This window comes from Streptomyces sp. BBFR25 (genome assembly GCF_044590125.1).
Classification (GTDB): Bacteria; Actinomycetota; Actinomycetes; order Streptomycetales; family Streptomycetaceae; genus Streptomyces; species Streptomyces canus_D.
In genome coordinates, this window is sequence record NZ_CP172447.1 from 6,905,995 (window position 1) to 6,917,426 (window position 11,432).

10 protein-coding genes are annotated in these 11,432 nt (G+C 71.6%); 8 read left to right on the top strand and 2 right to left on the bottom strand.

Going from position 1 to position 11,432, the window contains the following annotated elements; genetic code table 11:
- Positions 1–28: 28 nt before the first annotated feature.
- From ACGH52_RS31320 to ACGH52_RS31330, 3 genes are all read left to right on the top strand, one after another.
- Positions 29–394 (top strand): VOC family protein, encoded by a 366-nt coding sequence (locus ACGH52_RS31320; protein ID WP_238697006.1) that lies wholly within the window; start codon positions 29–31, stop codon positions 392–394.
- 174 nt (positions 395–568) lie between these two features.
- The gene (locus ACGH52_RS31325) at positions 569–2,044 is read left to right on the top strand and encodes a class I adenylate-forming enzyme family protein (protein WP_121704536.1); all 1,476 of its coding nucleotides are present in this window, start codon (positions 569–571) and stop codon (positions 2,042–2,044) included.
- A 36-nt stretch (positions 2,045–2,080) separates the two neighbouring features.
- On the top strand, positions 2,081–3,325 hold the full coding sequence (locus ACGH52_RS31330) for a cytochrome P450 (protein WP_210974906.1): 1,245 nt from the start codon (positions 2,081–2,083) through the stop codon (positions 3,323–3,325).
- Positions 3,326–3,603: 278 nt separating this feature from the next.
- Here ACGH52_RS31330 and ACGH52_RS31335 read toward each other — a convergent pair whose 3' ends face one another.
- A complete protein-coding gene (locus tag ACGH52_RS31335; RefSeq protein WP_399944173.1) occupies positions 3,604–4,107 on the bottom strand; it encodes a Fur family transcriptional regulator in 504 nt (167 codons plus the stop codon).
- Positions 4,108–4,259: 152 nt separating this feature from the next.
- Here ACGH52_RS31335 and ACGH52_RS31340 point away from each other — a divergent pair, with 152 nt between their 5' ends.
- The 5 genes from ACGH52_RS31340 to ACGH52_RS31360 all read left to right on the top strand — a co-directional run bounded on the left by ACGH52_RS31340 (position 4,260) and on the right by ACGH52_RS31360 (position 9,639).
- On the top strand, positions 4,260–4,481 hold the full coding sequence (locus ACGH52_RS31340) for a ferredoxin (protein ID WP_399944176.1): 222 nt from the start codon (positions 4,260–4,262) through the stop codon (positions 4,479–4,481).
- Between the two features lie 187 nt (positions 4,482–4,668).
- Positions 4,669–6,255 (top strand): ABC transporter substrate-binding protein, encoded by a 1,587-nt coding sequence (locus ACGH52_RS31345; protein WP_399944179.1) that lies wholly within the window; start codon positions 4,669–4,671, stop codon positions 6,253–6,255.
- Complete coding sequence (locus tag ACGH52_RS31350; RefSeq protein ID WP_399944182.1) at positions 6,252–7,202, top strand: ABC transporter permease; 951 nt, start codon at positions 6,252–6,254, stop codon at positions 7,200–7,202. The genes ACGH52_RS31345 and ACGH52_RS31350 overlap by 4 nt, the downstream gene beginning before the upstream one ends.
- Positions 7,199–8,059, top strand: a complete 861-nt coding sequence (locus ACGH52_RS31355; RefSeq protein ID WP_399944185.1) for an ABC transporter permease subunit — start codon at positions 7,199–7,201, stop codon at positions 8,057–8,059. Before ACGH52_RS31350 ends, ACGH52_RS31355 begins: the two co-directional genes overlap by 4 nt.
- Entirely contained in the window at positions 8,056–9,639 is a 1,584-nt protein-coding gene (locus tag ACGH52_RS31360) for an ABC transporter ATP-binding protein (protein WP_399944188.1), read from the top strand. Before ACGH52_RS31355 ends, ACGH52_RS31360 begins: the two co-directional genes overlap by 4 nt.
- A 72-nt stretch (positions 9,640–9,711) precedes the next feature.
- Here the strand turns inward: ACGH52_RS31360 and ACGH52_RS31365 are convergent, their stop codons facing one another.
- A complete protein-coding gene (locus ACGH52_RS31365) occupies positions 9,712–11,376 on the bottom strand; it encodes a (2,3-dihydroxybenzoyl)adenylate synthase (RefSeq protein WP_399944190.1) in 1,665 nt (554 codons plus the stop codon).
- Positions 11,377–11,432: the final 56 nt, after the last annotated feature.

The following is an 11,432-nucleotide window of genomic DNA, read 5'->3' on the forward strand; positions in this document are numbered from 1 at the left end:
CCATGTCCCCGCCCGAAGGAGTTATGGCGTGCCCGCGCTGACCAAGTACTACGGTGTCACCCTCGATTGTTCGAACCCCACCGAGCTGGCCGAGTTCTACTCGGAACTGACCGGTCTGAAGATCTCCTACAAGTCCGACGACTTCGCGGGCCTCGACGGCGACGGAGGCCCGGCCATGGGGTTCCAGAAGGTCGCCGACTACCAGGCTCCGCAGTGGCCCGGGCAGAGCGTCCCGCAGCAGTTCCACCTCGACTTCTCCGCCGAGAACCTGGACGCGGCCGAGAAGTGGGTGCGGGAGCTCGGCGCCGCCAAGCCGGAGACCCAGCCCGGCGGCGAGCGCTGGCGGGTCTTCCTGGACCCGGCCGGCCACCCGTTCTGCATCAGCCAGGGCTGACCCGCCCCGGCCCACGGGCCCGCCGCAGCCGCGGCGGGCCCGTTTCGCGTCCCCCGAACCACCGCACGGCCGTCTCCACCGATTCCCTCAGCTGCTCAATCCTGCGCGTCGGGCGGCCGGGCCCCCTGGGTAGCGTCGGCCCGCCGACAATCCCAGGGCCTTGGGGGTATGCACATGTCCGTCGCCACACCCGCGCTGGTCGTTCCCGACCTGCTCCGGCTGCGCGCCGAGATCCATCCCGACCAGATCGTCGTGAACATCAACGGCGAACGGACACTCAGCTACGGCGAGTGGTACGAGAGGGCCAACGCCGTCGCGCGCGGCCTGCTCGACCGGGGCACCACCCGCGGCGAGCGGATCGCCCTGCTGTTCGGCGGCCTCGACTGGATCGACTACGCGATCGCCTACCTCGGCATCGTCAACGCCGGTGCCACCGCGGTGCACATGCACAGGGACATCTCCGCCGCCGAGTTCAACCGCCGGATATCCCAGTGCCAGGTCACCGGCCTGATCCGCGGTCATGACGTCGCGGTGCCGGAAGGCTTCGAGGGCTGGGCCGCCCGCGTCGACGAGGTCGACAGCGGCGACTCCACCCCCGTCAAGGCCGAGCTGAGGCCCGATGACCTGGCCGACATCCTCTACACCTCCGGCACCACCGGACTGGCCAAGGCGATCGCCACCCCGCACGGCAACCTGACCTTCGGCCGCGGCCCCGAGGGCTTCAAGCAACTCGGCAAGCCGAAGCCGCTGCTCGCCCCGATCCCGCTCGGCACCACCTCCAGCGCCACCACCATGGCGATCGCCCTGACCAACCCGGCGACCCTGGTTCTCTGCCCGGTCAACGACGTCAACCGCATGGCCGAACTGATCGAGCAGTACCAGATCGTCTCGGTGATGTTCACCCCGTGGATCGGCATCCAGATGGTCGCCGGGAAGATCCACGAGACCCACGACCTGTCCTGCGTCGAGACACTGGCCACCGCCTCCGCCCCGTTGCCGCCGGCCACCGCCTCCGCACTGAAGCGGATGATGCCCAACGCCCGGGTCACCTCGGTGTACGCGGCCCGCGAGGCGGTTCCCGCGGTGATCGCCACCACGTTCGACGTGGCCCGGCCGTTCTGCGTCGGCCGCCCCGGCGAGGGCTCCGAACTGCTGGTCGCCGACGCCGACGGCAACCCCGTCGCCACCGGTGAGATCGGCGAGATCTGGCTGCGCTGCGGCGCGCCCAAGCGCCTCTTCCTGGAGGGCGCCGAGCGCGACCAGCAGCTCACCGACGACTGGACCCGCACCCGCGACCTCGGCTACCTGGACAGCGAGGGCGAACTCCACCTGTTCGACCGGGCCGCCGACGCCGTCACCGTCGACGGCAAGCTGGTCTCCACCATCCACACCGAGGCAGCGCTGTACGAGTGCCCCGGCGTCCAACAGGCCGCGGTACTGGGCGTGCCCGTCGCCGGCACCGACCGGGTCGAACTGGCGGCCGTCCTGGTGCTCGCCGACGACGACCTGCCCGCCGTACGGGCGGCCCTCGCCGAGCGGCTCGAGCCGCACCAGATCCCCACCCGCTTCCAGCTCGTCGACGCCCTGCCCCGCGGAGTGATGGGGAAGGTGCTCAAGCACCAGCTGCGCACACAGCTCACCGACAGCTGACCACCCCGCATCCTCCGAACAGCGAAGGGAGAACTCATGGCCGGCAGGCCCCCCGCGGAGCCCGTCGTCGCTCGCGCCGACGCCGAAGCCGAACAGCTCTTCTACACGATCATGATGCAACCGGTGGAGGACCCCTACCCCCTCTACCACCAGCTCCGCGACACGGCGCCCGCGCTGCTCACCGGCGACGGCACCCTGGTGCTCAGCCGGCACGCCGACTGCAACGCGGCGCTGCGCAACCGCTCGCTCGGCAAGGGCGACGAGTGGCTGAAGCTCCAGCTCAAGGACGTCTCCAAGGACGACCTGCGGGGCGTCATGGAGCTGATGCAGCAGAGCATGATCCTCACCAACCCGCCCCAGCACACCCGGCTGCGACGGATCGTCAGCTCCGCCTTCACCGGACGGCACGTGGAGGCGCTGCGCGACGGCGTCACCCGGCGCGTCGACGGCCTCCTCGACCGGCTGGCGGAGCGCCCCGGCGCCGACCTGATGACCGAACTCGCGATGCCGCTGCCGGTCAGCACCATCGGCGACCTGCTCGGCATCCCGGAGGCCGACCGGGCCGAACTGGTCCCGGTCATCCACGAGCTGGGCCTGCTCATGGAACCGGCCTCCGGTCCCGCGGAGATCAACCGCGGCGTCGCCGCCCAGACACACCTCGCCACCTACCTCGGCGGCCTCATCGCCGAGCGGCAGCAGCGCCCGCAGGACGACCTGCTCAGCCGGCTCGCCAGCACCTCGGACGATGCGCTGGACCGGACCGAGACGATCGCCACCGCGCTGCTGCTGTTCGGCGCGGGCAACACGCCCACCGCCAACCTCATCGGCAACGGACTCGACGCGCTGTTCCGCTTCCCGGAGTCGCGGCTGCGCCTGACCGAGGACCCCGGGCTGCTGCCCTCGGCGGTCGACGAGATGCTGCGCTTCGACTCGCCGTCCCAGTTCGACGTGTTCACCGTGCTGGAGCCGCTCAGCTTCGCGGGCACCGACCTCAAGCCCGGCCAGGGCGTGATGATGATGCTCGGCGCCGCCAACCACGACCCGGAGCGTTTCGACGACCCGGACGCCTTCGACGTCGCACGCAAGGAGAACGGCCACCTCTCCTTCGCGGCCGGCATCCACCACTGCCTGGGCGCGCACCTGGCCCGGCTCCAGGCCGAGGTGGTGTTCGGCCGGCTGCTGGCCCGCTTCCCGAAGGTGGAGCCCGCCGCTGAGGCGGTACGCCACCCGGGCCTCGGCAACCGCGGCTTCGACAGCATCCCGGTCAACCTGGTGGCCTGACCGGAGGCGGAGCGCACGACCGCGAGCCGGTACGGCGTCCCGGAACCGCGTGACCGCCGACGCGGTCCAAGGGGCCGGGCGCCGAGACGGGCCCGGGCGGCGAGGGGGCGACTCGAGGACTCCTGGGGCACGTTGGCGGAGCTGGTGGACGAGATCCGGTCCAGCCCCAGACGCCTCAGGCCGGCCTCGCACTCCTGCCGGACAGCGTCGTCACGACCACCACCTACGACCCGCTCGGCCGCGTCCGCAAGGTCACCAGGTCGCGAGCTGGACGCTGTTCAAGCGCGCTGCTCCGCGGAGCCCGGGCCCGGAGTGATCCGAGTGAGGCCGCACCTGTCGCAGACACCGGTCAGTTCCACTGTGTGCTCGACCTCGGTGAAGCCCATGCCTTCGGCGACGCTCTCCGCCCAGCGTTCGACCACGCCGGCCTCGACCTCTGCGCTCAGGCCGCAGTCACGGCAGACGAGATAGTGGCGGTGTCCGTCGGCGGGCCGGGGCCGGTACAGCCGCTCCCCGCTCTTCTCCCGTACGACGTCGAGCTGTCCAGACCGTTCCAAGGCGTGGAGAGTCCGGTACACCGTGGTCAGACCAATGGTGATGCCGTCGGCTTCCAGTGCTTCATGCAACTCCTGCGCGGAGGTGAAGCCGGCTCGCTGGTGCAGTGCGGTCATCACGGCCGTCCGTTGGCGTGTCGGACGCAACGGGGCCGGCAGCTGTGTTGCGGATGTTTCGCGCAGGCTGCCCACCTCCAAAGTGATGACGCACATGGTAATCATTTCCATAAGAGATTCAAGAACGGGTGGGGCTTTGGCGGATGGAGCCCCGGGGTGCCCGCGGCCGGAGTTGCGGCGCTAGTTGAATATGGAAGTCATTGCCGACTACTGTCTCACTGTCGAACAGGTGGTCGCGTGGACGGCGGCAGGGAGGGGCCCTCATGACCGTGGCAGGCCGGGCGTCCGAAGCCCGGAAGATCAGTGTCGAGCGGGATCGGTGTGTGGGGGCGGGGCAGTGTGTGCTCGCCGCGCCGAGCGTCTTCGACCAGGACGAAGAGGAGGGGCTCGTGCTGGTCCTGGACGGGGAGCCTCCCGCGTCCCAGTCGGACGCGGTGCGTGAGGCCGTGTGGGCCTGCCCGGCTGGCGCCCTGGCCTTGCGGTAGTCCACGAGCATCGTGGTAGTCCACGAGTGCTGCGGGACGCTCCAGATGCCCAGACGTGACGGAAGCGGTACGTCGTGCCGCCGAGCGCTGCTGACCTGCCGGTCGCCGTCTCCCGTTGGGTCCTACTTCACACGCCGTGTATGTGCCACGGCTTCTTGATCAGCTCAGCAGAACGTCAAGGAGAAGCATGTCCAGACAGATCGATCGCCGCGCCTTCCTCCGCCGTGGTGCCGCCGGCGCCGCGGCTATGGCGGTGGGCCCCGGCCTGCTGGCGGCGTGCTCCACCGACGAGACCGCGTCCGACCGCAAGTCCGGACCGGGTTCGTCGCCCCGCTCGGGCGGCACGCTGCGGGCCGCCTTCGTCGGAGGCGGCGCCTCCGAGACGCTCGACTTCTTCAACGGCCCGTCCGCTCTCGACCTGGTGCGTGCCCGGGCCTGGCACGGCACCCTGGGCAACCTGGACCCCAGCGGGCCCGACGGGGTGCGCTACGGCGTGCTCAAGGGCATCGACATCGCCGACGATCTGTCGGCCTACACCCTGCACGTGCGGCCCGGCGTCCGCTTCACCGACGGCTCCGAGCTGACCGCTGCCGACGTCCTGCACTCCCTCAGCGCCCTCGCGGCCAACAGCAAACTGCCCGTGTACCGGCTCGCCGCCGCCAACTTCGACCTCGCGCACGCCAAGGCCGACGGTGACCTGAAGGTCGTACTGCCCACCCTGCGGCCCATCGCCGACGGTCGCATGATCCTCTGCCAGGGAAACTTCCTGGTGGTCAAGGACGGCACCAAGAACTTCCGCAAGGGCATGCCCAGTTGCGGCCCCTTCCGGCTGACCGAGTTCACGGCCGGCCAGGGTGCGGCGTTCGAGCGCTACGACGACCACTACGGCCACGTACCCCACCTGGACGGACTGGAGCTGCGGTCGATCGCCGACTCGACCGCCAGGGCCGGAGCGCTCACCGGCGGGGAGATCGACTTCGCACACGACCTCTCACCCGTCACCGCGCGCACACTCGGGGACAACGGGAACGTCGAACTCCTTCCCACGAGGAGCCCGTACCTGGTCGGCCTGTCCTTCCAGATGAACATGAAGGTCAAGCCCTTCGACGACCCCAGAGTGCGCGAGGCGTTCAAGCTCGCGGTCGACCGGCAGGCCATGGTGGACACGGTGTTCTACGGCAACGCCGAAGTCGGCAACGACCTGCCCTCCATCGGCTTCCCCGACTACGCGGAGGGCCTGCCCCAGCGCGCCCACGACCCCGAGCGGGCTCGGGCGCTGCTCAAGGAGGCCGGAGCCGAGGGGATGAAGGTCGCGCTGACGACCGGGCCGGAGACGCCGGGCATGGTCGAGATGGCCACCCTCTTCGTCGAAGACCTGAAGAAGGTCGGTGTCCGGGCGTCGGTGCGTGAACTGCCGGCGGGACAGCTCTACGCGGACTTCCCCGCCTACGCGGCGCTGCCGCTGGCGGGCTCGTACCAGATGCCCATCCCCGCACTCTCGACCTACCAGATGAGCACGGCGGGTGGATCGCCGTCGGCGTTCGGCTGGAAGGAGTCCGCGACCGACACCCTCGTGGCGAAGGCCCGCGCCGAGAGCGACCAGGCCGAGGCCAGGAAGTTGGGAACGCAGGCGCAGCGTAAGCGCTGGGAGGAGGGCAACCAGGTGCTGCCGGTCTTCAAGCCGAACCTGAACGCCCAGGCCAAGGGGGTCCGCGGGATACGTGACGATCTCTTCGAGCAGTTCCCCGGCTTCTCGCAGGCGTCGCTGGCGTGAGCCTGATCGCGTTCGTCGGCCGTCGCCTCGTGGGGGCGGCCGTCCTGCTCGTCGTGCTGTCGGCCGCCATCTTCGCGGCCACGGCGGTCCTTCCGGGCGACGCGGTCAGCGCGGTCGCCGGGATGGACGCCTCCGATGCGCAGCGCGCCGAGGTCCGCGCCGAACTAGGGCTGGACCGGCCGGCCGCCGAACGGTACGCGGACTGGGTGGCAGGCGCGGTCCGGGGGGATCTGGGCCGTGGCTTCGTGGGGGAGCGGCCGGTCACCGACGTCCTGGCCACTCGCCTGCCCAACAGCCTGCTCCTCGCCGGGCTGACGCTCGCGGTCACCGCGCCACTGGCCGCGCTCCTGGGCCTGTGGACCGGACTGCGCGGGGGCGGTGCCGACCGCTTCGTCTCGACGGCCGCCCAGGTCCTCGCCGCGGTACCGGAGTTCGTCATCGCCGCGCTGCTCGTCGCGGTACTGGCGGTGTGGCTGGAGCTCCTGCCGCGTGTGTCCGTCATCCCCCTGGGAGGTACGCCCCTCGATGTGCCGCAGGCGCTGATCCTGCCCGTACTGACGCTCAGCGCAGTCGGGTTCGCGGTGGCCACCAGGCTTCTGCGGGTTTCCGTCGCGGACGCGGCGGCCACACCGTACTGCGAAGCCGCACGGCTCAACGGAGTACGCGGAGTACGGCTCGCTGTCCGCCACATCCTGCCCAACGCGGCGGGTCCCGCCGTCCACGCGCTCACTCTCACCACAGGGGCGCTGGTCGGCTCGGCGGTGGTGGTGGAGAACGTCTTCGACTACCCGGGCATCGGTAGGGAACTACAACTGGCCGTCGCGGCACGGGACATACCCATGGTGCAGGGCATCGCCACGGTACTCGCCGGGGTGATGCTCGCGGTGCTGCTGACGGGTGACATCTGCGCCCGCCTGCTGGGCGCGCGGGAAGGACATGGCCGATGACGACCGTCCTCACACCATCGGGGAGGCGGGCACGCACCGCCCGGACGGGCCCCCTCCACCGTCGCCGGCCACCACTGCTCACCGGGACGGGCACCCTGCTTGTCCTCCTGCTCGCCCTGCTGGGACCGCTGGCCGCTCCGCACAGTCCCACCGCGCAGCTCGCCGCGCCCTTCCAGCAGCCCGACGGCCAGTTCCTCCTCGGCACAGACGTGCTGGGCCGGGACGTACTGAGCCGGGTGCTCAGCGGCGGCCGCACCATCGTGTTCACCGCGCTGGCGGGTACGGCCGCGGCCGGAGCCGTCGGGCTGGCCGCCGGTGTTCTGGCGGCCATGGTCTCCCGCCGACTGGGCGACCTGCTGCTCCGCTGCGTCGACGTCCTGGCCGTCCTCCCCGCTCTCCTGGTCGTCCTCGTCCTCGCCGCGGGGTTCCCCGGCAGCGCTACGGCCCTGGTGGCCGCCGTCGCCCTCGCCACCGCCCCGTTCTCGACCCGCGTGCTGCGCGCCGCGGCGGACACGGTACTCAGCAGCGGGTACGTCGAGGCCGCCCGGTCCCGGGGCGACACGCGGCGGGCCGTACTGCGCCACGACGTGCTGCCCAACATCGCCGGACCGGCGCTGATGGACACCGCCCTGCGCTTGGTCGCTTCCCTCCACCTCACTGCCACCGCGGGGTTCCTCGGCCTTGGACCGGGCGGGGCGATGCCGGACTGGGGGCGCATGGTGAGTGAGAACGTTCCGGGTGCGACGCTGGCCGCCATGCCGTTCCTCGCCCCGGCGCTGCTGCTGGTGCTGCTGTCCGTCTGTGTCGGCCTGCTGGCCGGGCGGCTGGCCGACACCGTGGGGAGGGGAGCCGCATGACCGGCCGCCGTGCCACCGCTTCCCTCCTCGGCGCCGGTCGGCTCGCGGAGACCAACGCCCTGACGCTGGGCCCCACGGCCGGTGGGCCGCCCGTCGTGCACGACGTCGGCTTCTCGGTGGCGCACGGGCAGGTGCTGGGGATCGTCGGCAGATCGGGATCGGGCAAGAGCACCCTGGCGCACAGTCTGCTCGGTCATGTCCGCCCTGGCCTGCAGATCCGCGGCGGAACCGTCCGGGTGGCCGGCCTCGATCCCTTCGACCGGGCGGATGCCCGCCGGCTGCGCGGCCGGGTGGTGTCGTTCCTCGGGCAGGACCCGGCCTCGTCACTCAACCCCGCGCTTCGGATCGGCACGCAGATCGCCGAGGCGGTGCGGCTGCGCTCGTCCGTGACGGGGAGAGCCGACGTCTTCGCGAGGGTCGGGGAGTTGCTGTCGTCCGTGCGGCTGCCGGCCGACCGAGCGTTCCGGCGACGGCTGCCCCGGCAACTGTCCGGGGGACAGGCCCAGCGGGTCGCCCTCGCCCTGGCGCTGGCAGGCCGGCCCAGCCTGCTGGTCCTCGACGAGCCCACCAGCGGCCTGGACCCGGTCCTTGCGGACGGCATGCGCGGTCTGCTGGCCGAGGCCCTCTCCGAGGGGGACCGCGCCGCGTTGCTGGTCAGCCACGACCCGGCGTGGATCGCGTCCGTGGCGGACGACGTGATCCGTCTGGAACAGGGCCGGATCATCGCGTGCCGGAAGCCCGGGGCGGCGTCGGCCGTCCAGCTCTCCAGAATCCCCGAGGTCACCGCCCGCCGCTCCGCGGCCCCCCGCGACACTGCCGCGGGCTTCGCCGCCTCGGGCGGGCTTTCCGCACGGGGTCTGCACGCCGTCCACGGGCGGGTCTGCGTGCTGCACGATGTCTCCCTCACCGTTCCGGCGGGTTCCTGCACCGCCGTCGTGGGTGCGTCGGGCTCGGGGAAGACCACCCTCGCCCGATGTCTCGTGGGACTGCACCCGCCGGTACGGGGGAGCGTCGAGTGGCGTGAGGGAAGCGCGCCGCGCGGACGCGGGGCTGCCGTGCAACTCGTCGCGCAGGACTCCCGCGGGGCCCTCAACCCGCGCGAGTCCGTGGCCGACGCGCTCACCCGCCCACTCAGGGGGTTGCGGAGCAGGTCGGCCCGGGAGGCGTCCGAAGAGGCCGTACGGCTGCTGGGACTGGTCGGGTTGCGAGCCGACGTACTGACGCGCCGGCCCGGGGAGTTGTCAGGCGGGCAGCGCCAACGCGTCGCACTGGCCAGGACGCTGGCCGCCGAGCCGCGTGCTCTCGTCTGTGACGAGATCACCTCGGCGCTCGATCCGGAGACCGCGGACAAGGTCCTGGACCTGCTGGACTCGCTGCGGCGCACACTGGGCCTGACGGTCGTCATGGTGACGCACGACCTGACAGCCGTCGCCACCCGCGCTGAGCAGGTCGTCGTCCTGGACGCGGGCCGGGTCGTCGAAGCCGGTCCTGCTGACCGCGTGCTGGTGGACCCCGAGCACCCCGTCAGCCGAGGACTGCTCGCCCGCGAGGACGGTCCCGCCCTCACCGTGCCGGAGTAGCCGGGAATGAGCGGCGTCTTACGGTCGTCGGGAGGAGCGCCCCGCCCAGTGGGCGCTCCTTCGCGACACGCCTTACGGCCGGAGCAGTGTCTGCGCCAGCGCGGCCTTGTCGACCTTTCCGACCGCGGTCAGCGGGAGGCCGGTCACCTGGACGACGTCGTCCGGGGTCTTGTATCCGGCCAGCCCTCGCTCCCTCAAGTGGGCGGCCACCTCCCGCGCGCCGGGGGCCTCGCCGTCGCACACCACGAAGGCGACGGTCCGCTCGCCCCGGCGCTCGTCCGGCACACCCACCAACGCCGCGGCCGTGATCGCCGGATGCGTGAGCAGCTGCTCCTCCACCTCGACGGCCGCGATCTTCTCGCCGCCGCGGTTGATCTGGTCCTTGATGCGGCCCACTACTACGAGGTGTCCGGTCGGCAGCCGACGCACCACGTCGCCGGTGCGGTAGTAGCCGTCCGGAGTGAACGCCGTGCGGTTGTGATCCTCGGCGCGATAGTAGCCGCGCAACGTGTACGGGCCCCGGGTGAGCAGTTCGCCCGCCGCCCCGTCAGGCACAGGCCCGCCGTCGGCGTCCACCACCAGGATCTCGTCGTCGGGGGAGACGGGACGGCCCTGGGTGGCGCAGACGAGGTCCTCGGGGTCGTCGAGGCGTGTGAGGTTGATCAGTCCCTCCGCCATGCCGAAGACCTGCTGCACGGTCGCCCCGAGCGCCGGACCGAGCTTGCGGGCGTGTTCCTCCGGCAGCCGCGCCCCGCCGACCTGCACCACCGAAAGGCTGCTGAGGTCCCACGAACCGGAGGCGGCCTCGTCCACCCAGTGGGTGACGAGCGGCGGGGTCAGGGAGGTCAGGGTCACGCCCTCGCGCTCGACGAGCGCGAACGCCGTCTGCGGGCTGGGATCCGGAGCGAGTACGACGGTCCCCCCGGCCATGAGGGTGCCCAGCACACCGGGGCAGGCGAAGGTGAAGTTGAACCCGACCGGCAGCACCGCCAGGTAGACGGTCCGTTCGTCGAGGGCGCAGACCTCGGCACAGGCGCGGGCGTTGTAGGCGTAGTCGTCGTGCGTCCGCGGGATGAGCTTGGGCAGGCCGGTGGTGCCGCCGGACAGCAGCAGAAGGGCGACGTCGGCGGGGCCCGCTCCGCCGTCGTCGGACACCGGCGCCGGAAGGGCGTCCGGCGTGGTACGACCGGGCACGGGGAGCGGGGTTGCCCGCAGTGCCTCGAACGGGACGAAGCCGCTCTGCGAACCGGGATCGCCGACCACGACGACTGTCCGGAGCGAGCCGCCCGGCCCCTGCTCCGCCCGTACCTCGCGCATCAACTCCCGGTGGTCGAACCTGGCGTGCAGGTCGGGCACCACACAGGCCACCGCACCCGACACGCGCACCAGATGACCGATCTCCCGGCGCCGGTGGCCGGGCATGGCGTGGACCGGGACTGCCCCGAGGCGCTGCAGTCCGAACCAGACGAGTACGAACTCGGCGCGGTTGGGGAGCTGGACGACGACGCGGTCACCCCGCTCGATACCGAGCGCGCGCAGTCCGTGGGCGACGCGGTCGGCCTCGGTGTCCAGATCCGTATAGGTCCACCGCCGGTCCCCGTCGACCAGGGCGACACGGCCCCCATGGTCGGTGCTCGCCTGACGCAGGCGGGTACCGAAGGTGACCCCCTGCCAGTGGCCGACGGCCCGGTAGCGCGCTGCTTCCGCCTCCGACCAGCCAATCTGCTTCTCGACCATGTGGTTCCGCCCTCTCTCCGTCGGTATCGGGCCCTGGTGCCAAGGCCCGTTGTGTG